The organism is Thermococcus sp. (genome assembly GCF_027008145.1).
In the GTDB taxonomy this organism is placed as follows: Archaea; Methanobacteriota_B; Thermococci; order Thermococcales; family Thermococcaceae; genus Thermococcus.
The window spans coordinates 1-24,106 of the sequence record NZ_JALTCZ010000081.1 but is presented as its reverse complement, the minus strand read 5'-3'; the positions used below and the strand labels follow the sequence as shown (position 1 = coordinate 24,106).

Below are 24,106 nucleotides of genomic sequence, written 5' to 3'. Positions count from 1 at the left end.
CAGCACGGCCCCATCGCATCGGGCTTCCCCAGCCTGAGCCGTGCCGGGTAAAATAGGAGAAGAGGGCTTAAGGGCTTTTCGTTTGAGTTTACTGCTCTTCTCCTGAACCTCCATCCTTCAGCTCGTTGAGTCTCTTGACTAGCCTCTCTGCGAGTTTCATAAAGGCCTTTGCCGCTGGTGTGTCCTCATAGAGGACTATCGGTATTCCCGCGTCGCTGGCTTCCCTAGCCTTCAGATCTATTGGAACTTCCCCGAGGAACTCGACGCCTTCCTTCTCGGCGAGCTTCCTCCCACCGCCTTTGCCGAAGATGTCGATCTCGTTGCCACAGTATGGACAGATGAGGTAGCTCATGTTCTCGACGACCGCTATATAGGGAATCTCCATCTTCTTCATCATGTTGACCGCCTTCCCTGTGTCGAGCAGAGCGACCTCCTGTGGTGTGGTGACTATTATAGCTGCATCCAGCTGGACGTTTTGAACGACCGTAAGTATCTCGTCGCCGGTTCCGGGCGGGAAGTCTATTATCATAAAGTCCAGTTCACCCCACTTGACGTCGCCGAGGAGCTGTTTTATCGCTTTGGTAACCAGCGCACCGCGCCAGATTACGGGCTGATCCTCCGGGACGAGGAAGCCCATGCTCATGACCTTTATTGGGGTCACCTGGCCCAGGAAGTCGGCTACCGGGGGAAGCATCTCGAAGTGTCCGTCTTCCATCCTCTCCGCCAGAACTTCGGCCTTCTCGACACCGAGCATCTTGGCAACGTTCGGCCCGTGTATGTCTGCATCCAGTATTCCGACGAAATAGCCCATCTTTGCTAGGGCAGAGGTCAAATTAACTGCTGCAGTGCTCTTCCCAACACCCCCTTTGCCGCTGAGAACCGCTATCTTGTACTTCCACTTCGTCTGCTTCTCCCTTATCCTCTGTTCGAGGGGGTCAGTGCCCAATCCGCCTATGTTGAGGGTTGGAGCTTTGATCGTCACAAAACCACCTCCGGCTTAGGTTTACCTAAAGGACTTAAAAATGTTTAGAAAGTTGGTAACGCTACCCATATATGGGGAATAGTGGGAAAGAAAAGGTCACTCCCCGGGCTTGGGGAGGGTGACGTCGACACCGAGAACCTTCCACATGGCCTTGATCTGCTCGCGCATCTCGTCTATCGCTTCCGGCCTCTTGAAGAGGTGCTTGAACCTGCCCTGCAACTTAAGATACTCCTCGATGGGCTTCTTGAACTCAATGGCAACGACGCGACCTCCCTCGCGCTTGACCTTGGCACCTCCTCCCGGGGCCTGTATCTTGATGTTGAAGAAGTCGCCGTTCTCGATCTCGAAGAGCGGCCATATCCCCGTCTCGATGGCAAGCCTGGCTATCTCAACACCCTTCTCAAGCGGACTCTTCCAGCCGGTCGGGCAGGTGCAGTGAACCTGGACGAAAGCTGGGCCGTCGACCTTCGCTGCCCTCTTCATCTTCCGGACGAAGTCAAAGGGGTTGCCTATGCTCGCGGTGGCAACATAGGGCACCTGATGGGCCGCAGCTATCAAGGCCACCCACTTCTTGGGTTTGTCCTCACCGATTGAGTACTTTCCCGGTGGGGAGGTTGTTGTCCAGGCCCCGTAGGGGGTCGAGCTTGAGCGCTGGATTCCGGTGTTCATGTAGGCTTCGTTGTCGTACATCAAATAGACCACGTTGTGCCTCCTTTCGAGCATTCCCGAGAGGGCCTGCATACCAATGTCTGCGGTTCCACCGTCACCGCCTATGGCGAGTATCTTGCCCCTCCTGCCGAGCTTCTTCCAAGCAGCTTCCACACCGCTCGCTGCCGCTGCCGCGTTCTCAAAGGCCACGTGAATCCACGGAACCTTCCAGGCGGTGTATGGGAAGACCGCCGAAACGACCTCCATACAGCCCGTTGCCTGGGCTATGGCGAAGGCGTTTGGATCACCGTATTTTTCTTCCATTGCCTCGCTGAAAGCTTTAGTGGCGAGTTTGAGAGCAGTGGCACACCCACAGCCTGCACAGGCTGCATGACCGGGTGCCCAGTACTCGCGAGTTGTGATCGGGGGTTTCCTAACGGCCATCTTCCTCACCTCACAGTATCTCCTTCCTCAGGCCGATCCAGTTGACTTCATCAAACTCCTCTCCTGAGAGGGCCTTCTTGCTGATCTCGAGAACCTCGTCGAGGTTCTTAAAGGTTACATCCCTGCCACCGAGGCCTATGATGAAATCAACGAGGATGGGCTTCTCCTCCTGGTTGACCAGGGCCCTGCTGAAGTCCTGGAAGAGGGCTCCACCGACGCTGAAGGTGACGTTCTTCTCAAGGAGTGCTATGACTTTCGCCTTCTTGGCGAGCTCGCGAACTTCCTCGGTCGGGAACGGCCTGTAAACGGTGAGCTTTGCAGCCCCGGCCTTTATTCCCTTCTTCCTGAGGTGGTCGACGTACTCCTTCACGGTTCCGGCCAGGGAACCCATAGTGACGAAGACTATCTCGGCGTCATCAGTGCGGTACTCCTCTATCTTCTGGTACTTTCTGCCGAAGCGCTTCTCGAACTCGGCGAAGACCTCGTCGATGACCTTCTTGGCGTTCTCGTTGGCCTCCCAGACGGTGTACCTAGCTTCCATGTAGTGGGCCGGGAAGGCAAGCGTACCCTGGGTTATCGGTCTAGCCGGGTCAAGGTAGGCGTGATTCGGCTCGTATTCGCCGAGGAACTCGTCCACAACCTCCTGGTCAGGTATCTCTACCGGCTCAACCGTGTGAGTTAGAATGAATGCGTCGAAGCCTATCATTGCCGGGAGAAGAACCCTCTCGTCCTCGGCGACTTTGAAGGCTATCAGGATTAAATCGAGTGCCTCTTGGTTGTTCTCGGCGTAGAACTGCATCCAGCCGGTATCGCGCTGGCTTATACTGTCCTGCCAGTCGTTCCAGATGTTAATGGGAGCACTGAGCGAGCGGTTTCCGACGGCTATGACTATCGGGAGCCTCATGCCAGCCGCTATGAATAGAACCTCGTGCATCAGAGCCAGGCCCTGAGAGGCTGTGGCAGTGAACGTTCTAACTCCCGCCGCCGAAGCACCAACGCAGGCCGAGATGGCTGAGTGCTCGCTCTCAACTTTGATGAACTCTGCATCGAGCTCTCCGTTGGCGACGAACTCACTTATCTTCTCGGGTATGAGGGTCGAAGGCGTGATCGGGAACGCTGCTATGACCTTCGGCTTGGCAAGCTTCGCGGCCCAGGCGGCCGCCTCGTTGGCCTTCATAACGGTTCTAATCGGCATCTTACACCACCTCACTTGGTCTCCCTAACCATAACTATCGCATCCGTCGGGCACTCGTTTGCGCATATTCCGCATCCCTTACAGTAGTCGTAGTCAAAGACCGGGTAGTTCTCCTCGTCAAGGTATATGGCCGGCTCAGGGCAATAGATGTAGCAGAGGTAACAGCGGACGCACTTGTCGCGGTTGAATTCGGGCATGAATACCCTCCAGGAGCCGGTCTTGTTGACGACACTGCTTCCTGGGATACGGGCTACCGCTCCAGGTGTCATCTTTTCGCTGTACTCTCTCTTCACCCTCTCGATGTCGGCCTTAAACGGGCTTTCAGCCATATGTATCACCCCTAGTGAGTTATCATCTCGAAACTTAAATTTTGCGTGGACAAATATGAAACGAAAGGGTCAGCCGAAGACCTCGGCAAGCTTCTTCAGCTTCTCCCACTCGTGGTTAACCCACTGCTGGAGGGTTTCTACGTCCTCCTTGGTCATGTACTTGAACCTGCCCTGGAGCTTGAGGAACTCCTCAATCGGCTTGGGCTCCTTCTTTGGTGAAGGCATATTTATTCTGTACTTTCCGTTCTCATACTCAAAGAGCGGGAAGTAGGCAGTCTGAACCGCTAGGCGGGCTATTTCGATGCTCTTGTCGGTAGGTGAACGCCATCCAGTTGGGCACGGTGCAAAGAGCTGGATGAAGCTCGGGCCAGGTATCTTCTGGGCCTTCCTGAGCTTCCTCAGGAAGTCTTCCGGATAGGCGTCGCTCGCGGTGGCTGCATAGGGTATCTCATGGGCTATAACGATATCGATGACCTTCTTCTTGTGCCTCTTTTCGAGGAAGTGCCTCTTCCCTCCCGGGGTGTTGGTCGTCCAGGCCCCGTAGGGGGTCGAACCGCTCCTCTGGATTCCGGTGTTCATGTAGGCCTCGTTGTCATACATTATGTAAACCGCATCATGACCCCTCTCAAGGAAGCCACTTAAAGCTTGGAGGCCTATGTCTGCGGTTCCACCGTCTCCGGCCCAGCCGACGACCATTACACCGTCCTCGCCCTTGACTTTGTATCCGAGGGCCTTGAGAGCTGCCTCAATTCCACTTATGACCGCGCCGGTGGTTGCGAAGGCCGTGTGGAAGAGGTTGGCGTCGAGGGTGTTGTAGGGCCAAGCACCGGCGATGATGGTTGAACAGCAGGCCGGGATGGCGACTATGGTTTTCTTTCCGTAAGCCTTGAGGACATATCTCAGGCCAAGGGAAGCACCACAGCCCTGACAGGCAGTGTGACCGGCATAGAAGTGCTCTTCTGCCGGGAGGGTGAGCCTTTTCTTAACGCTCTCGGGAATCTCCATCTTTCTCACCTCTTGAGGTGGTACCACACTACCTCTTCCTTAACCTTGCCCTTCTCAAGGGTCTTCTTCATGTCCCTAGCTATAGTTCTGACATCGTTTACTGTGAAGTCCCTGCCTCCAAGTCCGACTATGTAGTCCTTCATGAGGGGCCTCGCGTCGGTGTTGAAGAGGACTCCCTTGGACTCGTTGAAGAGTATGCCCTCCTGACCGAAGGAGAAGTTCCTGTCAACGACAGCTATGGCGGGGACCTCTTTGGCCAGCTGGTAAAGCTCCTCCTTCGGGAAGGGTCTGAACCAGCGGACCTTTACCGCTCCGACCTTGTAGCCTTCCTTCCTGAGTACATCAACGGCTTCCTTGACCGTCCCCATGAGAGAGCCCATTCCCATGAACACTATCTCGGCATCCTCAGTCCTATAGGTCTCTATCATTTGGCTGTAATCCCTTCCAAAGCGCTCGCCGAACTCCCTGCCAACTTCCTTTATGACCTTTTTGGCCCTCTCCATGGCCATGGCTTCCTTGTACCTGAACTCGTAGTAGTCGTTTGGAGTTGCGAGGGCTCCAACCGAAATTGGATTGTCGAAGTCGGTCAGTGTGTAAAGCGGGTCTCTCGGCGGGAGGAACTCGTCAACGAGCTCCTGTGGAATCATCTCGACGATGTCGTAGGTGTGACTCAGGATGAAAGCACTTTCAACGATCATTGCGGGAAGAGAAACGCGCTTGTCCTCCGCTATCTTGAAGGCCATTAAGACCCCATCGTAGACCTCTTGGTTGTTCTCGGCGTAGAACTGCATCCAGCCGGTGTCCCTCTGGGAGAGCGAATCGGTCTGCTCGTCCCACACACTCCAGGGGGGTGCAAGAGCCCTGTTGGCGTTTACCATGACTATAGGGAGTCTTGAACCGCTCGCCCAGTGGAGCATCTCGTGCATCAGAGCTAGACCCTGGGCGGCAGTTGCCGTGAAAACCCTCGCTCCAGTGGCGGATGCGCCTATACATGCTGCCATGGCCGAGTGTTCGCTCTCAACGGGAACGTACTGGATATCTGTCTCGCCATTGGCTATGAACTCGGCTATCTTCTCGATGATGCTCGTTTGAGGTGTGATCGGATAAGCGGCAACGACCTGGACTCTCGCGTGGAGTGCGCCATAAGCTGCCGCGTAGTTACCGCTCACGACCTTTTTAATCGGCTTGTACTCGGTCATATCACTTCTCCTCCTTCTCCATTGTTATTGCGTTCGTCGGGCACTCGTTTGCACATATTCCGCATCCCTTACAGTAGTCGTAGTCTATGGCCACGTAACCATCGGGCTTGATGTAAATTGCCGGCTCCGGGCAGAACTTCCAGCAGATGTAGCACTTGACGCACTTCTCCTCGTTGATGACTGGCATGAACGTCCTCCAGTCGCCTGTGAAGTTGCTCAGCGTTGTTCCGAGACTTATTGGAGCCTCGGGGTATTGCTCGACCGAGGTGAACGCCAGTTTTCTAGCCTCAGCCTTTTTCTCCCCAAATAGGGTATCCTCCAACCCTATCACCACCTTTGGAATTTAAGGAAGGAAGAGAAGATCAGAGTTCGTGGATTACGGTCTTGTCGAAGGCTTCCTCTGCGGCCTTGGCGTTCTTCTCCCCGAGAGCTCCGGAGAATGTTTCCTTTATGGCCTCAAGGACGTACTTGAGGTCCACTATCCCGGTGGCCTTTGCCACTGCACCAAGGATTGCGGTGTTGGTTATGGGTAAACCGAGGACTTCGAGGGCGATACTGGTGGCGTCAACGAGGGCCAGCTTGGCCGGCTTCTTCTTGAGCTTCTCCAGAACTTCCTCCCTGCTCTTCTCGGTGTTGACGATGACGATTCCGCCGTCCTTAAGGCCGGCTGTAACGTCAACGGTTTCGAGAAGGCTCGGGTCGAGGACGACAACAATGTCCGGCTCGTAGATCTGGGTCTTTATCCTTATCGGCTTCTCGTCTATCCTCGTGAAGGCGGTGACCGGTGCTCCACGCCTCTCAACGCCGAAGAACGGGAACGCCTGGACGTATTTGCCCTGCTTGAAGGCTGCTGATGCCAGAATGTTTGCGGCCGTAACCGCACCCTGCCCACCTCTACCGTGAAAACGTATCTCAATCATCTTCCCTGCCTCCTTGGGGTTTTCATCGTTAGTTAATCCGAAACATTTATTTAAGTTTCGGTAGGGCGTTAAGGAAGTCTACGAGGGTAGTTCTGGGTAAAGGTGAACGTTAGAATTCTCCCGTGGGGATTTGGGGTCATTGGTTCTCGAAAAATTTTTAATAATATATAGGACTATATAGTTCGTGGTGGTGATGGAGGGACTTGAGGTTGCGATAATAGCAGTGGCCTTCTACATAGCCTGGAACATAGGGTCAAACGACTCCGCCAACGCGATGGGAACGGCGGTCGGCTCCGGGATACTCAGCTTTCACCAGGCCACGCTCACGATAGCAATATTTGTCCTCTTGGGAGCATATCTGCGGGGTTATAGGGTCATGAAGACCGTTGGAAAAGGCATCGTCCCTCCCGGTTACCTCACCCTGGAGATGGCCCTTATAGCCCTCCTCTCCGCCGGCATCTGGGTTACCATAGCCACGATAAAGGGTCTCCCGGTCTCAACGACCCAGTCGATAGTCGGGGGTGTTATAGGTGTCGGCCTCGCCACCCACGCACCGGTGAACTGGTTCACGCTTCTCAAGATAGCTTCTGCCTGGGTAATCTCCCCCGTACTCTCGGGGATCCTTGCGATAGTTCTCTATAGGTTTTACTCCCTAGTTATCTCACACATAAAGACCATCTCAACAATCGAGGCCCTCTACAAGGTACTCGCCATCTTTGGGGGTTCTATATGGCCTTCAACTTCGGGACTAACGAAGTTGCGAACGCCTCGGGGCCTATAGTCGGTGCTGGCTTTTTGCCTCCCCGGACAGCTGGAATTTTAGTGGCCTTAAGCTTGGCGGTGGGTGCTCTTACCTTCAGCTACGCCGTCATGCACACCGTCGGGAGGAGGATAACGGCCCTTGGCCCAATTTCGGCTTTTTCCGCTCAGTTCGGCTCCGCAATGTCGGTGAGCCTGGCGAACTTTTTTGGTTTGCCGGTGAGTTCGAGCCAGTCAATAGTCGGAGGTGTCGTTGGAGTTGGCCTCCTCGTCGGCCAGGGTGTCGATAGAAGGGTCATCCTCGATATCCTCTTTGGTTGGGTGGCGACGCCCTTAACCGCTATAAGCATTTCCTACGTCCTGCTCAGGGTCATTGCCTTTGCCGGGATGGTTTGAGCGGGTGATTCTGATCCCCTTCCTAATCAGCCCCCTCAGCATTCCGGTCTGGATGTAGGCTTCAATCCTCGTTGTCTCCCCGTAGCTAACGCCGAGAACCTGCCCAACGGAGTTTATGAAGGCCAGGATTTCGGGGATGAGGGAAGGGCTGTCAACCTCGACCTCAAAGGTTCCGTACTTGGGGAGGATGAGGATTAGGCCTTCGAGGGCCGAGCGGAGCTCATCGAGCAGGCCTTCCTTTGCGGATACCTTAACGACCCCAGAAATCGTTAGTCCGGTCTCCTCGGCAACCCTCTCTATCAGCTCCGCCTTCGTCTTAGCATCCTCTGTCTCTATGAGATCTATCTTATTCAGAACCACCAATATCGGCTTTTCAAGGGCTTTGAGCTCCCTCAGAACGCGCATGGAAGCTAGGAACTTTCTCCTTATCTCGGCCCAGGGCTCGCTGGCGTCGAGGACTAAGAGGATTACATCGGCCTTCACTATCTCCTCAAGCGTGGAGTGAAATGCCTCCACTATGAAAGGCGGAAGGCCGTCTATGAAGCCGACGGTGTCTGTGGCAAGGGCCCTTTTTGTCCCCAGCCTGAAGCGCCTGGTCGTTGTGTCGAGCGTGGTGAACATCTGGTTTCTGGCCTCGACGCTCTCTCCAGCTAGAGCGTTGAGCAGCGTTGACTTTCCTGCGTTCGTGTAGCCAGCTAGAGCTATGAGGACGAAGCCAAGTTCCTCCCTCCTCTTCCTCTTGACCTCCCTGTCTCTCCTGACCTTTTCAAGTTCTTTTCGTATTCTGCCCATCCGATAGCGGATGTGCTTGAGGTACTGTCTGGTCTGGTATTCACCCATCCCCTTGAAGCCCGCCCTGTCGCCGAGCTTTATCCTCCTTATGGCCTCCTTGATGAAGGGAACCTCGTACTGGAGGGAGGCTAGCTCAACCTGAAGCTTGGCCTCCTTTGAGTGGGCCTGCTTTTCGAATATCTCAAGAACCAGTTGCCAGCGGTCTATGACGTCAACCCTGAGCTCCTTCCACAGGTTGTAGGCCTGACTGGGTGTGAGGCTGTTGGCGAAGATAACCTTGTCCGGTCTCAGCTCCTCAACGAGTTTCTTGAGCTCCTCAAGCTTTCCCCTTCCTATGTTGTACTTTGGGTGTTCCTCGCGGTTCTGCTCGACTATTGCCAGAACCTCGTAGCCCGCACTTTTGAGAAGCTCCTCGAACTCCTTCCTGCTGAGCCTTTCCATTCTCGACTTCCTTATGACCCCTATTGCCCTCATCGTTCTTCCTTATCTTGGGTGGTTTATAGCCTTTTGGAACCAGCGGTTTCCAACGTTGGGTTTTAGATAGGCCTTTAAGGGGCCTTGAGAACTCCCCCTGGTGGTCTGCATGGAGAACGGGGACGTTGAAGTCAAACTTAAGGAAATAGGGGAGCTTCTCGAAAGGCTCGGGAAAGGGCATCCCAAGGAGATATCGGCCTTCTCAAGGTTCCTCCGCGAAACCCTTGACAACAAGGCCCTCACGACGAGGGAAAAGGAGCTCATAGCACTTGCCCTTGGAATAGCGGCGGGCTGTGAGTGGTGCATCTACCTCCACACCCAGAAGGCACTTGAAGCTGGAGCGAAACCGGAGGAGCTCATAGAGGCAGGCCTCGTTGCAGTCCTTATGGCAGGCGGCCCGGCGTTGATGCACCTGATACCGCTCATGAAGGCGATAGAGAAGTTTAAGAAGGAGTGATTACTCCCCACTGAGCTTGAGGATTGCCTCCGCTATGTCCCCTTTCGTTTCTTCCAGCGCTGTGAGTGCAGTTTCCCTATCGACCCCTGCCTGCTCCATAACGAGCTGGATGTCCTCCTCAGGGATTTTCAGGATTTTCCTGACCTCTTCATTTCCCGGGACTATCTGGTAGCTTTTCTCCCCCTGAACGACCATGACGGTGACGGCTGGCTCTTTGAGGACTATCTCCCTGTCCTCGAACCTTATCAAGACCTCCTCAACGCCCTCCAGCTCTTCCATCTTGATGCCCATCTGGCGCATCAGCCTCTTCATCTGCCTCGGGTTCATCCCCATCATCTTTATCACCTGGAAAAAGTTTGCCTGGGATTTTAAAAAGGTTGGGAGGGAAAGCTTTAATCCTCCACTGTGTGATGGGTGTCCTTGGAATGAGGGTGACGGTTCTGTTAAGGAGGTTTACCAAAAATTATTTATTCTCCAAAACATTAAATATCTACCATGACCATGGAAGTTGCAAGACTAGATGAAAATGGCAGGCTCTATCTCCCAGCCGCCATTAGAAAGAAGCTCCGCTCCAGAGAGTTTTACATCGAAGAGCACGAGGGGAAGTTGATCCTGATTCCCGTGAGGGAGAAGTTAATGGAGTATAGGGGTATTTTCAAGGGGGAGAACCTGACCTCTGAGGAGATGGACAAAATAGTTGAGAAGGAAACCGAAAAGCTCCTGAGGGATGAGCTTTGAGGGTTTACATTGACACCAACGTCATCTACTACCATTTAACTGACAACCTAGAGTTCGCGGATAGGGCCACGGAGCTTTTGGAGGAATACTATGGCATGATGATTACCTCAGCACTAACGGTCTGGCAGCTCTACATCCTCCTTCTAAGAAATAGCAGTAAGAGACTGAAGCTGACGGACATGCTCCCAGAGTTGGGAATAAAAGTTGTTCCCCTAACACCTGAGATTCTCTCCATGGCAGAGAAGTGTGGAAAGCTTGACTTCGACGATGCCGTCCACTACGCGACCATGAAAACCCATAGGATAAGCTTAATCCTCTCAAACGACCGCGATTTTGACAAAATTAAGGAGATAAAGAGGGTCTTTTAACTCACTCCTTTTTCTCCTCCTGAAAGTTGGACGTTTCCTCGTTGGCCTTCATGATCCTCTGCCTGTACTCCTCGTACTTCTTTCTTGCCTCTTCTGCCTTCTCCTTCTCGCCGAGGTAGTTGTATGCCTCAGCAACATGCTTCCACCACATCGGGTCTTCTTCCGCTTCTTTCAGGCAGTACTCAAGGAACTTCCCATAGGCATCCCTGGCGAGCTCCTCCATGCCGAGCTTTCTAGCTATGTTGCCGACGTCTTCCCAGAAGACGCCCTCTTCTTCGGCCTCCTTCTGGTAGTACTCAAGTGCCCTCTTCCAGGCTTCCCGGGACTTCTCTTCGTTTCCAAGCTCCTCATAGAGCTTTGCAACGTCCTCCCAGAACCAGGGCTCTTCCTCGGCGTAGCGCTCTAGGGCTTTCGCTGCCCTCTCCATGTTCTTGGCCTTCTTCCAGTACTCGTGGGCTTCCTTGAGGTAGTATGTGTCCTTCTCCTTCTCGTATAGTTGTTCGTATATCTCTGCTGCCCTTCCGTATTCCTCAGCTTTTTCATAGGCCCATGCTGCACTTTCAAGCCAGTTGAGCTTGAGGTACATCTCCGCGGCCTTCAGGTAGTTTCCTGCCTTCTCGTACTTCCTCGCTGCCTGCTTGTATTTCCCAGCTTTTTCAAGGCTCTCGGCGCTCTTGAAGCGATCTATTAGGCTGAGGTCGGGCTCGCTTATGTACCAGATGCCGAAGACAATGACAGCGATGAAGAGGACTATTATCCCCGCCACGACGTCGAGCCTCTGCCATGTGGCGCTCAGGTAGAGGGCGTAGGCGCTTATGGCGGCAAAAATTCCCAGTATCGCCCCGTATTTCCAGCTCTCGGCGTAGAGCGTTAAAGTCGTGAAGAAGCCGAGCATCAGCGTAAAGCCAAGAAACCCGATGACGAGGACGACCTGGAGCAATAGCTTCCAGCCACCGTACCAGACTATTCCACCTGCTATGGCAAGCAACACGATGATGAACCCTATGAGATAAGCCTTCAATTTGTTCATTCCTTCACCCCCTCAACCTTTAGCAGGAACCTCTTTTCTTCAACCCCCGAGCTGTAGTTGCCTATGCCGTCCCTCGAAACGACACGGTGGCACGGCACGACGATTGGATACGGGTTCCTTTTCATAGCACCTCCAACAGCCCTCGGTGAGGTTCCAAGGGCCTTTGCAAGCGCACCATAGGTTATAACGGAACCTCTTTTAACGTTTTTCGTGAGCCACTCGTAAACGCGCCTCTCGAAGTGCGTAACGCCCTCGAAGGACAGCTCCCCTAGCAGGTCGGTGTTGTCGAGCTCCCCGAGGAGGACGCGGTAGACCTTCTCCGGGTAATCACCTAGCCTTACGTCCAGGGAGACTTCAACACCCCTCTTCCTCAGGAATTCTGCTTCCCCCTTCACCCTCTCCAAGAGGCCTCTCCTATCGAGGGCAAAGGCTACTCCCTGTATTCTCCCCGAGAAGATGACCCCTATCCAGAGTTTCCTATCGAGAACCCTAAAGCGCTCAACGCTCAGCATTTCCACACTCCTCCAGCCTCGGTCTGACCTTCCTGAGGGGGCCTATAAGGGTGTGGACCCCTCCCGTAGAGGGCGGCCTTGCCTACGAAACGCCTCTCCAACTCCTTCGGGTAGTCAAGGGCTTCGAGCAACTCCCTCCAGACCCCCACCAGTTGCCCCTTCTCCTCCACTGTTGCCGGCATCAGCGATTCCTCAGCAGGCTTGGGCTTCTCCTTAGAGAGCTCGTAGAGGATCACCGCCACCGCCTGAGCGAGGTTCATAACGGGGTAAGCCCTGCTCGTTGGTATCATGACGGTGAAGTTGAGCTTTTCAAGTTCCTCATTCTTCAGGTCGATGCTTTCCCTTCCAAAGAAGAGGCCCACCCTTCCGGGGTAGTCCTTCAGGGCCTCCTTCAACTCCCGGGGCATTAGGGGTACCCTCACGGGGATGTAGTCCTTCCCGGGCTTTCCCGTAGTGCCGACTGCGAGGTCAACGAGGGCAAGCGCCTTCCCGAAGTCCTTCAGAATCAGCACCCTTCCGAGGACGTCGGTGGCGTGGACGGCGTAGCTGTAGCTCTCCTCGGTGAAGCTTGGATTAACCAAGGCTAGCCTTGGGAAGCCGAAGTTCTTCATCGTTCTCGCAACCATGCCTATGTTAGCTGGCCCTTCCGGCTCAACTAGGATGACCGGGAGCTTCATACGAAAGGATTTTAGGGATGGTGATTAAAGGGGTTCCGGTGGAAGGATGAGGAGACCGGAGCTGATGCCCTTAGCTGTAGGGGTCATCGCGCTCGCCTATCCCCTGAGGATAATGCCCCGGGGTGGGGTTATCTACCTCCTGCCCTACGCCATCCTCACCCTGGTATCGCTCAGGAGAAAAGCCTTCTTCTACGGTGCCTCCTCCCTTGCGGGCTGGTCTTTCCTTGAGTGGTTTCTCACCGGGAATTACCTTGCCCTGGTGGGCCTCATTATGGCACTCGTAGTCATGCCCCTGAGCTTTGAGAGTCAGCCGGTGAGAAGGTGGGAGAGGGCCCTGAACGTCTTTTTAGCTGGGGCTATTGCCTACGTTTCCATTCCCTTTGCCCCTCTTCCGTTCAGACTCCTTGGGATCCTCGCGACCGTTTCTATGCTCTCCGGCAACAGGGTAGTCTCCAGCGGTGGGGTTCTCATAGGTTCCGCACTCCTCATGGCGGTGCCCCTAGCTCACATCGGCGATATGGAGCCGGCAATATTCTTTGGTGCATCACTCCTGCTCGTGGGTTGCTCCCTCCACCATCTCAGGAAGCTGTTGAGGTGATAGCGTGAAGGTTTACGTTCTCGGTGCGGGTTCGATAGGCTCCCTCTTCGGGGCCCTCCTTACGAGAGCTGGCCATGATGTGACGCTCATAGGCAGGGAAGAGCACGTGAGGGCCGTGAGGAAGAAGGGACTCAGAATAATCGGTGTTGAGGATTTCACAGTTTATCCAAGGGCTGAGGTCTACGCCCCGGAGGAACCGCCTGACCTGCTCCTCCTCACGGTTAAGTCCTACTCAACTAGGGAGGCCCTTGAGTGCGCCAGGCACTGCATAGGCAAAAACACCTGGATACTCAGCCTCCAGAACGGCCTTGGGAACGAGGAGCTTGCCCTCAAGGTTACCGATAAGGTGATCGGCGGAATAACGACGAACGGGGCCATGCTCTCCGAGTGGGGAAAGGTCAGGTGGACCGGGAAGGGGATAACTGTAATAGGGAGGTACCCAAGGGGGAGGCATAAGTTTGTGGAAGAGGTCGCAGAGACCTTTCGGGGAGCAGGGCTTGAGACAAGGGTCACTGAGAACGCCATCGGCTGGAAGTGGGCGAAGGCAATAGTTAACTCCGTCATAAACGGCCTGGGAACTGCCCTCGAAGTTAAAAACGGCATTCTCAGGGAGATTCCTGAGCTTGAGGGCATCTCCGTTGAGATCGCGCGGGAAGGCTGTCTTGTTGCCCAGCAGCTTGGGGTAGAGTTCGAGGTTCATCCCCTTGAGCTCCTCTGGGACACCATCGAGAGAACTAAGGAGAACTACAACTCAACTCTCCAGGACATAATGCGCGGTAGAATGACAGAAGCTGACTACATAAACGGGAAGATAGTTGAATACGCCTCCTCAGTTGGTCTTGAAGCCCCGAGGAACGAGCTCCTCTGGGTTCTCATAAAGGCGAAGGAAAAGCTAAATAGGGGTTCGGGCAATACCTGAGCGGGGGGATTGAGATGCCACTGTTCGGAGGAAAGGAGAGCGATGTCTTTGATGCAATTGAGGATCACCTCGAGGCCGTCATGAAAACCCTTGAGAGCTTTAGAAAACTGATGGATGCCTACCTGAACGGTGACCTTGAGGGGGCAAAGGCCCTTGAGGAAGAGGTCTCAAGGCTGGAGAGTGAGGCCGACAACTTAAGGAGGGGGATAGAGCTGATGCTCTACGAGGGTGCCTTTCTCCCGGCAAGCAGGGGCGACTACGTCAGACTGAGCGAGCTCGTAGACCAGGTGGCAGATGCCGCTGAAAGTGCTGCTCATGTGCTCATACTGGCCAAACCCAAGGTTCCCGACGAAATCAAGGAGGGGATACTCAAACTCGTGAACTCGGCGATAGAGACCTACGACGTCCTCATGGAGGCTGTGAAGGCCCTCAACAGGGACGTCGATGAGGCCCTCAAGCTTGCAAAGGAGACCGAGGACAGGGAGGAGAAGGCTGATGTCGTTGAATATAGTGTGAAGGAGGGGGTCTTTGAGAGCGAAACAGTAACAACCTACGCCAAGCTCATCTGGAATCAGGTTTTGACTAAAATCGGCGACATAGCTGACCGCGCCGAGGACGCTTCTGATCAGGTGCTTCTTATGTCAGTTAAGAGGAGGGGATGAAAGATGGTGAAGGTTCTCGTTGCTGCACCGGTCCATGAGAAGGCGGTAGAGGTTTTGAAGAACGCAGGCTTTGAGGTCGTTTACAGAGAATACCCGGACGAGGACAGGCTTGTGGAACTCGTCAGAGACGTAGATGCGATAATAGTGAGAAGCAAACCCAAGGTTACTAGGAGGGTCATCAAGAGCGCGCCAAGGCTGAAGGTCATTGCCAGGGCTGGCGTTGGTCTCGACAACATAGACCTCGATGCCGCGAAGGAGAGGGGCATTAAAGTCGTCAACAGCCCGGGAGCATCGAGCAGAAGTGTGGCGGAGCTTGCCTTTGGCCTACTCTTTGCAGTTGCCAGGAAGATAGCCTTCGCCGACAGGAAGATGAGGGAGGGGATATGGGCCAAGAAGCAGGCTATGGGTGTTGAGCTTGAAGGCAAGACGATCGGAGTAGTCGGCTTTGGGAGGATAGGCTACCAGGTCGCCAAGATAGCCAACGCCTTCGGGATGAAGGTTCTTCTCTATGACCCCTATCCAAAAGAGGAAAGAGCGAAAGAAGTCGGAGGAAGCTTCGCTTCGCTGGAAGACCTCCTCAGGGAGAGCGACGTCGTTACTCTGCACGTCCCGCTGGTTGAGGCAACATACCACATGATAAACGAGGAGAGGCTTAAGCTCATGAAGCCGACCGCGATACTCATCAACGCAGCCAGGGGAGCAGTCGTCGACACCAAGGCTCTCGTCAAGGCTCTCCAGGAGGGCTGGATAGCCGGGGCCGGCCTCGATGTCTATGAAGAGGAGCCCCTACCAAAGGACCACCCGCTTACCAAGCTCGACAACGTGGTTTTAACGCCACACATAGGGGCCTCGACCGTTGAGGCCCAGATGAGGGCTGGCGTTCAGGTGGCGGAGCAGATAGTTGAGATTCTGAAGGGCTGAGCTTTTCTTTTCCCTTCCTCTCCACCCTGTAAACTTTTGCCAATATGTGATCCATTTTCTTGGGAAATTTACCAGTATGGTGGTAGATTTCGGTCGGAAAGTTTTGCAGTATAAACCAGCAAACCTCTCCAGCTTAGGACCCAAACATGATATCCCTTCCGCCCTGGGGGTGGCTTTTAAACCACCACATCAAACTTTTTAACTTCTTTCCAAATCTTTGACAGGTGTATGCCGATTGCTGGTCGATGCTCTCGTTGATGCCATAAGGCTTGCCGTAACGAGAATCCCGGAGGACACGGTTGAAGCACTCCAAAGGGCCTACAAAACGGAGGAGAGTGAGATAGCACGCTTCAACCTCCAAAACATCCTCAAGGCCATTGAAATTGGGAGGAAACGCTCGATCCCCGTCTGTCAGGACACGGGAACGCTGACCTTCTTCGTCAGGGTTGGAGTGGAGAGCCCCTTCCTCAAGGAACTCGAGGGGGCCATCATAGAAGCCGTCAGAAAGGCAACTCTGGAAGTTCCGCTCAGGCCGAACTCCGTCGACCCTCTGACCGGCAGAAACTCCGGGGACAACACGGGAGATGGAGTGCCGGTAATCCACTGGGAGCTTACGGAAGGGAATGAAATCGAGGTGGCGGTTTTCCCGAAGGGAGGTGGAAGCGAGAACTGCTCCGCGCTGGCGATGCTCACTCCCGGGGAAGGCTGGGAGGGGCTCAAGCACTTCGTCGTCGAGAGGGTTAGGACCTGCGGCGGAAAGCCCTGCCCGCCGGTGATCATCGGGGTTGGGGTTGGCGGGGGTGCTGATTATTCCCTGAAGCTTGCCAAGAGGGCCCTTCTAGGGAAAGTCGGCGAGAGGAACATAGATAAGAGGATTGCAAGAATCGAAGAGGAGCTTTTGGAAGAGATAAACTCCCTCGGGATAGGACCGATGGGGATGGGAGGCAAAACCACAGCCCTCGACGTCAAAATCGAAGTTGTTCACAGGCACCCCGCGAGCTTCCCGATCGGGCTGGTGGTTCAGTGCTGGGCCAACAGGAGAGCTTTTCTGAGGATAAGTCCTGACGGGAGGGTTGACGTGTGGCAGTGAGGCTGAGGACTCCCCTGAGCGGGGAAGAGGTGCTTAAACTGAAGGCCGGGGATGTCGTCCACCTCTCCGGGGAAATAGTCACGGCGAGGGACTCGGCACACAGGAAAATTCTGAGCCTTCCGCCGGAAGAGCTACCCTTTAACCCCAGAGGTGCCGTAATCTACCACTGCGGACCCGTTGTTAAAAAAACACCAGGGGGATGGGAAGTCGTTTCCGCCGGACCGACCACCAGCGCGAGGATGAACCGCTACCTCAACGGGATCCTCTCCCTCGGCATAAGAGGGATAATAGGGAAAGGTGGCATGAACCCGGAGCCATTCAAAGGCCAGGCAGTTTACTTCGCCTTCACGGGCGGTGCCGGCTCTTTAGCTGCGGAGAGCATAAAAAGGGTTAAGGCCGTTCACTGGCTCGATGAGCTGGGAATCCCTGAGGCCCTCTGGGTTCTCGAAGTGGAAGACTTTTCGGTTGTGGTTGCCATAGACGCCCACGGAAGCTCGCTCTACAGGTAGTCCTTCCTCTTCTCGTTTACTGGGGCGATGAACCTCAGATAAAACTCCCGCCACTTTCTGACCCTTTCCGCAACTTTGTCTCCCTTCACCTTTCTCCGGGCGACGCCTTCCCTTATCGCCTCCTCCGCTACCGCACTGGCAACTGCTGGGTGGACCTCCAGGTGGAAGGGCGAGGGGATTATCTCATCCTCGTTCGGTTCTATGACCGAGGCCATGGCTTTGGAAGCGGCTATTACCATCCCGTCGGTTATCGTCTTTGCCCTGACGTCGAGGGCACCGCGGAATATGGCCGGAAAGCCTAGGAGGTTGTTCACCTGGTTGGGGTAATCGCTCCGCCCTGTTGCCACTATTCTGGCACCGGCCTCCTTGGCTTCCTCTGGGAGTATCTCTGGGGTCGGGTTCGCGAGGGGAAAGACTATGGCATCGTCGGCCATCCCCTCTATCCAGCTGGGCTTTATAACACCTGGTCCAGGTTTGGTGAAGGATATGAGGACGTCTGCCCCGTTCAGGGCTTCCTCCGGACCGCCTTCAATTCCTTCCCCGTTCGTTTTTGAGAGCATCTCCCCTCTGTAGGGGAACAGCCCTTCCAGCGGGAGGTCAGGCGTTAAAACCCTAGGTTTTCCTTCCACTAGCTCCACGACTCTAACGTTTCCGGGCTTTACCCCAGCTTTTGTGAGGAGCCTCAGCGTGGCAAAACCAGCTGCACCAGAGCCGAAGAGCGTTACGGTAATTCCATCGAGCTGCTTCCCAACGACTTTTAGGGCGTTCATCAGGGCCGCTAAAACCACGCTTGCTGTTCCCTGCTGGTCGTCGTGGAAGACTGGTACCTCAAGCTCCTCTTTAAGCCTTTCAAGGATGTAGAAGCACTTGGGTGAGGCTATGTCCTCAAGGTTTATCCCGCCGAAGGAGGGTGAGACGGCTTTTACAACCTCGATGAACCTTTCGGGGTCTTTCTCTGCCAGGACGAGAGGGAAGGCATCAACTCCACCAAAGGCCTTGAAGAGTAAAGCTTTGCCCTCCATCACCGGCAGGGCCGCGAGGGGCCCGATGTCTCCGAGACCAAGGACCCTGCTCCCGTCGCTGACCACCGCCACGGTGTTGCCCCTGTTCGTGTACTCAAAGGCGTCCTCCGGGTTCCCGGCGATCCTCCTGGAGACCTCGGCAACTCCCGGCGTGTAAGCGAGGCTCAGTGTCTTCCTAGTGAGCGTGATCTTAGGTATAACTTCAATCTTTCCGTTGCCCGGGAAGTTGTTCCTGTGAAGGTCGAGCGGGCTCATGTTATCACCACTATCTGTTGCCGTTCATAAGTTAAAAACCCACCCTTTCCAGTGGAAAATAAACCCAGGTCTGTCCAACACTGAATCACCCCATACCAAAACTTTTTAAACCTCTCTCGGGTTCACTAATACCTGGGACGGGCCGGTAGCTCAGCCTGGTATGAGCGCCGCCCTCGCAAGGCGGAGGCCGCGGGTTCAAATCCCGCCCGGTCCACCACAGTTCTGGACAAAGCTTTAAGCACCAACTCCAACTTCCTCCGGTGTTGCCAATGGACGAGTTCAAGCTTTTGAAGGCCCTTGTCTCCATTGAGTCTCCCTTCGGAAAGGAGGGGAAAGTATCGGACTTCATAGCCAACCTCCTGGAGGAAAACGGCTTTCCCGTGGAGAGGGTTCCCGTTGAGGGCTTCGGTGATGATGTTGTTTCGTACCTGAAGGGAAAGGGGCCGACTGTTGTTCTCAACGGCCACATGGACACGGTTCACCTCTCCCCCGGCTGGACGAGGAACCCAGGGGGCGAGCTTGTGGGGGACAGATTCTACGGCCTCGGGAGTGCTGACATGAAAGGCGGTTTGGTCGTTCTCCTGAGTACCTTCATCGAGCTTGCGGAGCTCTCGAAGAGGGAGAGGCCCAATGTCATATTCACCGCGGTGAGCGACGAGGAGGGCTTCTCACGGGGGACGTGGGAGCTCATAAGGAGCGGGAAGCTGAAGGATGCCGACCTCGTCATGGTCGCCGAGCCAACCAACGAAAAGCTGATGCTCGGTGCGAGGGGTAGGTTCGTCATTAGAATCAGTGCTAGGGGGAGGAAGGCTCATGCAGCCAGGCCCTGGATGGGTATAAACGCCGTTGAGGAGCTGGCCCGCCTAGTTTCGAACCTTCAGAGGGCCAGGATGCGGAAACACTCGAAGCTCGGCAGGGGCTCCTACTGCACACTTTCCTTCTCCGGCGAGGCCGATGGGCTGAGCGTCCCTGACGAGGCCGTTGCAATACTCGACAGGCACACCATCGTTGGTGAGGACTGGGAGAGTGTTAAGGGCGAACTCCAGAGCCTCGCGGAAAGGCTCTCGCTGAGGACTGAACTAAGGGTTGAGAAGTTTCCGCGCCCAACCCCGGAGATGCTCCCCTACACCGTCAGGGAGAACAGCAGGTTCGTGCGGCTTTTCAAGCGCGTCCACTCTTGGCTCTTTGGTGAGTTTCCTGCCATAACCTACGGCCAGAGCGTTGGCGACTTCAACTACTTTGCAACATACCTTGGAAAGCCTACTCTTGTATACGGGCCTATAGGGGGCAACTGGCACGCGAGCGATGAGTGGGTGAGTGTCTCTTCCCTGAGGAGGGCCAAGAGCCTTTACTCTGCCTATCTGAGAGCGCTGGTTAGGCCTCGGGAGTCGGTTCTCCTCACCGCTCGGAACGGGAATTTATTCCCATCGGCCGGGTAGGGTTTTTAAGGTCTCCCCTTAACCCTTTCTATGTTCACCCTGATAGCCAGGGCCAGAAAGGACGCGAAAGCCCTTCAGTACATAAACGAGAGGAACTACGGTGGTTTTCTCAGAGTTGAGAGTCTCGGCGGCGGAAGAACGGCCGAAGAGGTTATGGACAACCTTGGGAAAATACTGAAAAGCCCCTACATTCCGGTTCTGCTCCTCGGCGAGAAGGAGAAGGGGCTGATGGACGGGCTCCTCCCTGCCTTCTGGGAGGATGGAAAGCCCTTCTACGCGAGACTGCTGAGAACCAAGCGTGTCAGGAACATGCGCGTCGACGAGCTCTACGCCCACATAGAGGAGATAAAGGCCCGCTTCAGGCTTGGAATCGAGTGGAGAAAGGCTTACACCCTCAACCCGGAGAACCCCTTCGGCATCGAGATTAACCCGGATTACGACATCTATCTGGCCCTCGGCGAGGGCTTTAGGAGGGCCATGAAGGAAATTCTGGACGTCGGGCTGGGAGAGAACCCTTTGGTCTTGAGGAAGCGCATGAATCAGGAGGTCTATTTTTCTGGTCCAAACAGGGTAGCTGAGGTGAGCAAAAAGCTCGGCTCCCCAACGGAAGTCCTCTGGAAGTGTCCCTGCGTTGAGGATGTCCCCCTCGACTCAATACTCTCAGAGAACTGGGATTACGTGGAGGCCTTCGCCCGGGCCAGCAAAGCCTTCCTTGAGGGGTTTAAAGGCCACAGCATAATCGTCCCCTGGAGTGGGGGGAAGGACTCAACGGCGGCGCTGGTTCTCGCTAAAGAGGTTTTCAGGAAAGCCACTGCCGTTTATGTTAGGATGGAATACGAAATGCCCCTGACTGATGAATACGTTGAAAAACTCGCGAAAAAGCTCGGGATAGAGCTGGTGAGGGTTGACGTTCCGATGCCCATAGAGCGCTACGGCCTGCCCACACACTCAAACAGATGGTGCACTAGGAAAAAGGTTGAAGCCCTCTACAGCGTTGCGAGCTGGTTCGAGAATCCGGTTCTTGTTGTTGGGGACAGGGACGGTGAGAGCATACGAAGAAGGCTCAAGCCACCCGTCGTCGAGAGGAAGACCCCTCTCGGCGTTTTCAGGGAGGTAATGCCGGTCAAGTTCTGGAGTGGGATGATGGTTCAACTCTTCCTCCTCTCTAGGGGGGTTGAACTCCACCCCCTCTACTATGAGGGATTCTATCGGCTCGGGTGCACGATTTGTCCGAGCCTGGCCCAGTGGGAGTTTAAGCTGTTAGAAAGGAGAAGGCTAGAGCCTTCTCCCCACTCCAAGTCCGACTAAAAACGCCACCAGGACCACTATACCAATAACTCCGTATTCAATTCCCCCTTCCGTTTTTCTTCCCACGGTCGTCGTGCTCACTGTCTCAGTTGGAATGACTATCTGGGGCACAGTCCCTGTTCCGGTCTCCTTCCCCTCTGGCTGGGCAGGCTTTGTGTTGAGGAAGAGGTTCGCCGTTTCCTTCGCGTAGGCGTAGAAGATCATCGCGTTCTGCAGGTTGTCAATGCTCTTGTTCTGGGTTGCTAACTTTTCAAAGCTCTCGGCAAACTCGTAGTAGGCTATCGCGAGGATGGGCATTATCCCGTTTTCCTCAGCGATCCCTATTGACGTCCTAGCGTCGTTCTTCAGTATGTTCATCTTGTCAACTAGAACCGTCCAGTTGGTTATCCCAAGGGTGTCAAGGAAGACCTCCCCTTGAACCCTCGCCTGCATTGCCGTGAACAGTGCAGCCGAGTATTTGCCGTCATCGTAGTATTTCTGGGCATTCTCTATCGTGTTTATGAGGCTGTTTCCAAGAACGTTGCCGTACATGGACTCGATGTAGGCGACGATGAGGTCTGACTCGTCTAGGTAGTCCCTGGCCGTTACCTTAACGATGTCCTTGCTTATGGTCTTCCCCTTGGCGAAGCGCTTCCCGAGCTGGGTCCAGAAGAGAGCAGTTTTGGCCCTCTCATAGGCGTAAGCGGCCTCGCCTATTGCGTCCCAGTACTGGCCGGAGTAGTAGTATTTCCAGGCTTGATCAAGGGCACTTTTCGCGTCCTCGATTCTCTCTTCCGCGGCTGCAACGGCCTGGAGCATTGTCACGCCCTGTATCGTTTGGTTCTCGACGAACTTCTCGGTCGAGTTTATCTCCCTTTGCACCTTTGAGAGGAGTACTTGGATGTCCTTCTCTGTATTGGTCGAGAGGTACCAGTCAACGTGCCTTATGATTATCCGCGCCTGAAAGTCCCTGCTCAGTGCTGTGTAGTACATCCCCTCATTTATGTCCTCCTTCGACTGGTTGAGCAACTTTCCGGCGTTGTCCAAGGCTGCCATAAGGAGGCTGTAGGTGTCGTAGCCGACGTTGCTTTCTTTCAGTGCTTTGAGGACGCTCTCATAGTATGAAGTCGTGTTCATATAGTCCTTCTCGGCGTCTCCCTTCAGGAAGGAGGTGTCTATCTTGACGTTCTGAGGGGCCTTGGGCTTGGGAATCCTGTGGCCGGTGAAGTAGTAGACCGCTTGGTATATGTCCTCGACCTCAACCACCCGAAGCCCCCACCGTTCCTTGGCGTACTTCACGACATCAACGGGGGTTGTTTTGGTGCTTATCTCAGTCACACCACCAATTTCCCTCTTCTCCGTTGTTTGGACGTACTGGATGCGCTGGCCCTCTGGGATCAGGAAGAGTTTTGCTCCGGCCTCATGGGCTGCCGACGCCTTCTCCAGAATCCCCCCGACCGGCCCTATCGTTCCGTCAGGGTTTATCATGCCTGTCATCATTACCTTTGGATTGACGCTCCACCCCTCGAGGGCCGCTATTATGCCAACGGTCATCGTTCCTCCGGCTGAAGGCCCCCCTATAATGCTAGTATTGGCCCTTACCTGGATAAAAACGTCGTATTTTCTCATATCAACACCGAGAACTCTTCCTGCAACCTGTGCGGCGAGCCTCGCGCTGGCCTGCATGTCGACCTGTGCCAGCGGCCATGTCTCTATGTAGACGTGACCGCTCCCAGGGGCGACCGTTATGACGAACTCCGTAACGACACCCACGAGCTCTCCCGTTGAGGTCTTCGCCACTGCCGGCGCGTGCATGATGACGGTGCGCCCCTCACTTGGGCATTGGGCGAGCACTGGGGTTGCTACTGGCAAGAGAAGCAGAACTGCTATTATGAGAACCACTACTCTTTTCATCCTTTCACCCGTTTGGGTAAAGTAGGGCACGTATAAAGCGTTTTTGGTTCAACTCTTTTACCGCCTCCATAGGGCGAGGAAGAAGAGGAGCAGGACGATGACCTCCAGAGCGTCCACTACTAGGCCGGCCTCCCTCTCAAGCCCCGTTCTGATTGACAGCTCAATTGCCTTTTTAACCGCCAGCAGAAGGAACGCTAGGAGCAGGTACAGAGCTGCCCTCAGGTGGCTTTTTCTGTAGGCTATGTATGAGACGGCAACCAGTGCGAGCGCGAGCAGTATGACCGACAGGCCCACGAGGAGGTCAATCATTCTCACCACCTATTCCGGTTAGGATGTCCACCAAGCTGTCGGCAAGCCTCTCCCACACGCTCGGCCTGTATTCCCTGATGACCCTGACGAGCATCTCTGGGTCATGGGTGAGGTGGTAAGTAACGTTCTTTCCATTTCTAACTCCCTCAACGACGCCCAGCTTTTCGAGCTCCCTCATGTGGTAGCTCACCGTCGGCTGGCTCACGCCCAAGGCCTCAGCGATTTCGCCCTGACTCCTTGGTCTCTCAAGGAGCAG

28 protein-coding genes, 1 tRNA gene and 1 pseudogene are annotated in these 24,106 nt (G+C 54.8%); 13 read left to right on the top strand and 17 right to left on the bottom strand.

Annotation, left to right across the window (positions count from 1 at the left end; genetic code table 11):
- Positions 1-88: 88 nt before the first annotated feature.
- The 8 genes from MVD07_RS04000 to MVD07_RS03965 form a co-directional block, all read right to left on the bottom strand.
- Positions 89-982, bottom strand: coding sequence for an Mrp/NBP35 family ATP-binding protein (locus MVD07_RS04000; protein ID WP_297498948.1), 894 nt, complete (start codon positions 980-982; stop codon positions 89-91).
- A gap of 96 nt (positions 983-1,078) precedes the next feature.
- Positions 1,079-2,074 carry a pyruvate synthase subunit PorB gene (gene porB / locus MVD07_RS03995; protein ID WP_297498946.1) on the bottom strand — a complete coding sequence of 332 codons (996 nt, stop codon included), beginning with the start codon at positions 2,072-2,074 and terminating at the stop codon, positions 1,079-1,081.
- Between the two features lie 10 nt (positions 2,075-2,084).
- On the bottom strand, positions 2,085-3,269 hold the full coding sequence (gene porA / locus MVD07_RS03990) for a pyruvate synthase subunit PorA (RefSeq protein ID WP_297498944.1): 1,185 nt from the start codon (positions 3,267-3,269) through the stop codon (positions 2,085-2,087).
- An 11-nt stretch (positions 3,270-3,280) separates the two neighbouring features.
- Positions 3,281-3,598, bottom strand: coding sequence for a pyruvate synthase subunit PorD (gene porD, locus MVD07_RS03985; RefSeq protein WP_297498942.1), 318 nt, complete (start codon positions 3,596-3,598; stop codon positions 3,281-3,283).
- Between the two features lie 69 nt (positions 3,599-3,667).
- Positions 3,668-4,603 (bottom strand): 3-methyl-2-oxobutanoate dehydrogenase subunit beta, encoded by a 936-nt coding sequence (locus MVD07_RS03980; protein WP_297498940.1) that lies wholly within the window; start codon positions 4,601-4,603, stop codon positions 3,668-3,670.
- A 5-nt stretch (positions 4,604-4,608) separates the two neighbouring features.
- A complete protein-coding gene (locus MVD07_RS03975) occupies positions 4,609-5,802 on the bottom strand; it encodes a transketolase C-terminal domain-containing protein (RefSeq protein WP_297498938.1) in 1,194 nt (397 codons plus the stop codon).
- Between the two features lies 1 nt (position 5,803).
- Positions 5,804-6,133 carry a 3-methyl-2-oxobutanoate dehydrogenase subunit delta gene (locus MVD07_RS03970; protein ID WP_297498936.1) on the bottom strand — a complete coding sequence of 110 codons (330 nt, stop codon included), beginning with the start codon at positions 6,131-6,133 and terminating at the stop codon, positions 5,804-5,806.
- Between the two features lie 31 nt (positions 6,134-6,164).
- Positions 6,165-6,722 carry a pyruvate/ketoisovalerate ferredoxin oxidoreductase subunit gamma gene (locus MVD07_RS03965; protein WP_297498934.1) on the bottom strand — a complete coding sequence of 186 codons (558 nt, stop codon included), beginning with the start codon at positions 6,720-6,722 and terminating at the stop codon, positions 6,165-6,167.
- 193 nt (positions 6,723-6,915) lie between these two features.
- Here MVD07_RS03965 and MVD07_RS03960 point away from each other — a divergent pair.
- Positions 6,916-7,877: pseudogene (locus MVD07_RS03960) on the top strand (inorganic phosphate transporter).
- Here the strand turns inward: MVD07_RS03960 and hflX are convergent.
- Positions 7,815-9,143: a GTPase HflX gene (gene hflX / locus MVD07_RS03955; protein ID WP_297498932.1), complete on the bottom strand. Its 1,329-nt coding sequence runs from the start codon at positions 9,141-9,143 to the stop codon at positions 7,815-7,817. The pseudogene MVD07_RS03960 and the gene hflX overlap by 63 nt on opposite strands.
- A 109-nt stretch (positions 9,144-9,252) precedes the next feature.
- On the opposite strand from hflX, the gene MVD07_RS03950 reads away from it, so the two are divergent.
- Positions 9,253-9,600 carry a carboxymuconolactone decarboxylase family protein gene (locus tag MVD07_RS03950; protein WP_297498974.1) on the top strand — a complete coding sequence of 116 codons (348 nt, stop codon included), beginning with the start codon at positions 9,253-9,255 and terminating at the stop codon, positions 9,598-9,600.
- Here MVD07_RS03950 and MVD07_RS03945 read toward each other — a convergent pair whose 3' ends face one another.
- Positions 9,601-9,936 (bottom strand): nascent polypeptide-associated complex protein, encoded by a 336-nt coding sequence (locus MVD07_RS03945; protein ID WP_297498973.1) that lies wholly within the window; start codon positions 9,934-9,936, stop codon positions 9,601-9,603.
- A 159-nt stretch (positions 9,937-10,095) separates the two neighbouring features.
- Between MVD07_RS03945 and MVD07_RS03940 the strand changes: the two genes are divergently transcribed.
- On the top strand, positions 10,096-10,338 hold the full coding sequence (locus MVD07_RS03940) for a transcriptional regulator (protein ID WP_297498930.1): 243 nt from the start codon (positions 10,096-10,098) through the stop codon (positions 10,336-10,338).
- Positions 10,335-10,706 carry a type II toxin-antitoxin system VapC family toxin gene (locus tag MVD07_RS03935; RefSeq protein WP_297498928.1) on the top strand — a complete coding sequence of 124 codons (372 nt, stop codon included), beginning with the start codon at positions 10,335-10,337 and terminating at the stop codon, positions 10,704-10,706. The genes MVD07_RS03940 and MVD07_RS03935 overlap by 4 nt, the downstream gene beginning before the upstream one ends.
- A 1-nt stretch (position 10,707) precedes the next feature.
- On the opposite strand, the gene MVD07_RS03930 is transcribed toward MVD07_RS03935, so the two are convergent.
- From MVD07_RS03930 to MVD07_RS03920, 3 genes are read right to left on the bottom strand one after another with little or no spacing between them, the layout of a single operon-like run.
- Positions 10,708-11,736, bottom strand: a complete 1,029-nt coding sequence (locus MVD07_RS03930; protein ID WP_297498926.1) for a GlcNAc transferase — start codon at positions 11,734-11,736, stop codon at positions 10,708-10,710.
- Entirely contained in the window at positions 11,733-12,248 is a 516-nt protein-coding gene (otg, locus tag MVD07_RS03925; protein WP_297498925.1) for a methylated-DNA--protein-cysteine methyltransferase, read from the bottom strand. Before otg ends, MVD07_RS03930 begins: the two co-directional genes overlap by 4 nt.
- Positions 12,242-12,925, bottom strand: coding sequence for an RNA methyltransferase (locus MVD07_RS03920; RefSeq protein WP_366078453.1), 684 nt, complete (start codon positions 12,923-12,925; stop codon positions 12,242-12,244). The genes otg and MVD07_RS03920 overlap by 7 nt, the downstream gene beginning before the upstream one ends.
- A 46-nt stretch (positions 12,926-12,971) precedes the next feature.
- Here MVD07_RS03920 and MVD07_RS03915 point away from each other — a divergent pair, with 46 nt between their 5' ends.
- The 6 genes from MVD07_RS03915 (at position 12,972) to MVD07_RS03890 (ending at position 17,624) form a co-directional block, all read left to right on the top strand.
- The gene (locus tag MVD07_RS03915; protein WP_297498923.1) at positions 12,972-13,523 is read left to right on the top strand and encodes a hypothetical protein; all 552 of its coding nucleotides are present in this window, start codon (positions 12,972-12,974) and stop codon (positions 13,521-13,523) included.
- 4 nt (positions 13,524-13,527) lie between these two features.
- Positions 13,528-14,442, top strand: coding sequence for a 2-dehydropantoate 2-reductase (locus tag MVD07_RS03910; RefSeq protein WP_297498921.1), 915 nt, complete (start codon positions 13,528-13,530; stop codon positions 14,440-14,442).
- A gap of 14 nt (positions 14,443-14,456) precedes the next feature.
- Positions 14,457-15,104, top strand: coding sequence for a TIGR00153 family protein (locus MVD07_RS03905; RefSeq protein WP_297498919.1), 648 nt, complete (start codon positions 14,457-14,459; stop codon positions 15,102-15,104).
- Positions 15,105-15,110: 6 nt separating this feature from the next.
- Positions 15,111-16,025, top strand: coding sequence for a hydroxyacid dehydrogenase (locus MVD07_RS03900; protein ID WP_297498971.1), 915 nt, complete (start codon positions 15,111-15,113; stop codon positions 16,023-16,025).
- Positions 16,026-16,263: 238 nt separating this feature from the next.
- Positions 16,264-17,115: a fumarate hydratase gene (locus MVD07_RS03895; RefSeq protein WP_297498969.1), complete on the top strand. Its 852-nt coding sequence runs from the start codon at positions 16,264-16,266 to the stop codon at positions 17,113-17,115.
- The gene (locus MVD07_RS03890) at positions 17,106-17,624 is read left to right on the top strand and encodes a FumA C-terminus/TtdB family hydratase beta subunit (RefSeq protein WP_297498917.1); all 519 of its coding nucleotides are present in this window, start codon (positions 17,106-17,108) and stop codon (positions 17,622-17,624) included. The genes MVD07_RS03895 and MVD07_RS03890 overlap by 10 nt, the downstream gene beginning before the upstream one ends.
- Here the strand turns inward: MVD07_RS03890 and MVD07_RS03885 are convergent.
- The gene (locus MVD07_RS03885) at positions 17,615-18,901 is read right to left on the bottom strand and encodes an NADP-dependent malic enzyme (protein ID WP_297498915.1); all 1,287 of its coding nucleotides are present in this window, start codon (positions 18,899-18,901) and stop codon (positions 17,615-17,617) included. The genes MVD07_RS03890 and MVD07_RS03885 overlap by 10 nt on opposite strands.
- 139 nt (positions 18,902-19,040) lie before the next feature.
- On the opposite strand from MVD07_RS03885, the gene MVD07_RS03880 reads away from it, so the two are divergent.
- The 3 genes from MVD07_RS03880 to MVD07_RS03870 all read left to right on the top strand — a co-directional run bounded on the left by MVD07_RS03880 (position 19,041) and on the right by MVD07_RS03870 (position 21,648).
- Positions 19,041-19,118: transfer RNA gene (locus tag MVD07_RS03880), tRNA-Ala, on the top strand.
- 52 nt (positions 19,119-19,170) lie between these two features.
- The gene (locus tag MVD07_RS03875; protein WP_297498968.1) at positions 19,171-20,340 is read left to right on the top strand and encodes a M20/M25/M40 family metallo-hydrolase; all 1,170 of its coding nucleotides are present in this window, start codon (positions 19,171-19,173) and stop codon (positions 20,338-20,340) included.
- A gap of 30 nt (positions 20,341-20,370) precedes the next feature.
- Positions 20,371-21,648, top strand: coding sequence for a phosphoadenosine phosphosulfate reductase family protein (locus tag MVD07_RS03870; RefSeq protein WP_297498913.1), 1,278 nt, complete (start codon positions 20,371-20,373; stop codon positions 21,646-21,648).
- On the opposite strand, the gene MVD07_RS03865 is transcribed toward MVD07_RS03870, so the two are convergent.
- The 3 genes from MVD07_RS03865 to MVD07_RS03855 form a co-directional block, all read right to left on the bottom strand.
- Positions 21,616-23,541: a S16 family serine protease gene (locus tag MVD07_RS03865; RefSeq protein ID WP_297498911.1), complete on the bottom strand. Its 1,926-nt coding sequence runs from the start codon at positions 23,539-23,541 to the stop codon at positions 21,616-21,618. The two genes, MVD07_RS03870 and MVD07_RS03865, sit on opposite strands and share 33 nt — an antisense overlap.
- A 57-nt stretch (positions 23,542-23,598) precedes the next feature.
- Positions 23,599-23,850 carry a hypothetical protein gene (locus tag MVD07_RS03860; RefSeq protein ID WP_297498966.1) on the bottom strand — a complete coding sequence of 84 codons (252 nt, stop codon included), beginning with the start codon at positions 23,848-23,850 and terminating at the stop codon, positions 23,599-23,601.
- Positions 23,843-24,106, bottom strand: a 264-nt coding sequence (locus tag MVD07_RS03855) for a winged helix-turn-helix domain-containing protein (RefSeq protein WP_297498909.1), incomplete at its 5' end; no start/stop codon positions are given. The genes MVD07_RS03860 and MVD07_RS03855, both read right to left, overlap by 8 nt.

Excerpts from the sequence above, each read along its gene's own strand:
- MVD07_RS03945 (WP_297498973.1), bottom strand. The coding sequence starts at position 9,936 with ATGATGGGGATGAACCCGAGGCAGATGAAGAGGCTGATGCGCCAGATG.
- MVD07_RS03980 (WP_297498940.1), bottom strand. The coding sequence starts at position 4,603 with ATGGAGATTCCCGAGAGCGTTAAGAAAAGGCTCACCCTCCCGGCAGAA.
- otg (WP_297498925.1), bottom strand. The coding sequence starts at position 12,248 with ATGCTGAGCGTTGAGCGCTTTAGGGTTCTCGATAGGAAACTCTGGATA.
- MVD07_RS03860 (WP_297498966.1), bottom strand. The coding sequence starts at position 23,850 with ATGATTGACCTCCTCGTGGGCCTGTCGGTCATACTGCTCGCGCTCGCA.
- MVD07_RS03865 (WP_297498911.1), bottom strand. The coding sequence starts at position 23,541 with ATGAAAAGAGTAGTGGTTCTCATAATAGCAGTTCTGCTTCTCTTGCCA.
- MVD07_RS03870 (WP_297498913.1), top strand. The coding sequence starts at position 20,371 with ATGTTCACCCTGATAGCCAGGGCCAGAAAGGACGCGAAAGCCCTTCAG.
- MVD07_RS03975 (WP_297498938.1), bottom strand. The coding sequence starts at position 5,802 with ATGACCGAGTACAAGCCGATTAAAAAGGTCGTGAGCGGTAACTACGCG.
- MVD07_RS03915 (WP_297498923.1), top strand. The coding sequence starts at position 12,972 with ATGAGGAGACCGGAGCTGATGCCCTTAGCTGTAGGGGTCATCGCGCTC.
- porA (WP_297498944.1), bottom strand. The coding sequence starts at position 3,269 with ATGCCGATTAGAACCGTTATGAAGGCCAACGAGGCGGCCGCCTGGGCC.
- MVD07_RS03885 (WP_297498915.1), bottom strand. The coding sequence starts at position 18,901 with ATGAGCCCGCTCGACCTTCACAGGAACAACTTCCCGGGCAACGGAAAG.
- MVD07_RS03930 (WP_297498926.1), bottom strand. The coding sequence starts at position 11,736 with ATGAACAAATTGAAGGCTTATCTCATAGGGTTCATCATCGTGTTGCTT.
- porD (WP_297498942.1), bottom strand. The coding sequence starts at position 3,598 with ATGGCTGAAAGCCCGTTTAAGGCCGACATCGAGAGGGTGAAGAGAGAG.
- MVD07_RS03920 (WP_366078453.1), bottom strand. The coding sequence starts at position 12,925 with ATGAAGCTCCCGGTCATCCTAGTTGAGCCGGAAGGGCCAGCTAACATA.
- MVD07_RS03965 (WP_297498934.1), bottom strand. The coding sequence starts at position 6,722 with ATGATTGAGATACGTTTTCACGGTAGAGGTGGGCAGGGTGCGGTTACG.
- MVD07_RS03905 (WP_297498919.1), top strand. The coding sequence starts at position 14,457 with ATGCCACTGTTCGGAGGAAAGGAGAGCGATGTCTTTGATGCAATTGAG.
- MVD07_RS03950 (WP_297498974.1), top strand. The coding sequence starts at position 9,253 with ATGGAGAACGGGGACGTTGAAGTCAAACTTAAGGAAATAGGGGAGCTT.
- hflX (WP_297498932.1), bottom strand. The coding sequence starts at position 9,143 with ATGAGGGCAATAGGGGTCATAAGGAAGTCGAGAATGGAAAGGCTCAGC.
- porB (WP_297498946.1), bottom strand. The coding sequence starts at position 2,074 with ATGGCCGTTAGGAAACCCCCGATCACAACTCGCGAGTACTGGGCACCC.
- MVD07_RS03875 (WP_297498968.1), top strand. The coding sequence starts at position 19,171 with ATGGACGAGTTCAAGCTTTTGAAGGCCCTTGTCTCCATTGAGTCTCCC.
- MVD07_RS03940 (WP_297498930.1), top strand. The coding sequence starts at position 10,096 with ATGACCATGGAAGTTGCAAGACTAGATGAAAATGGCAGGCTCTATCTC.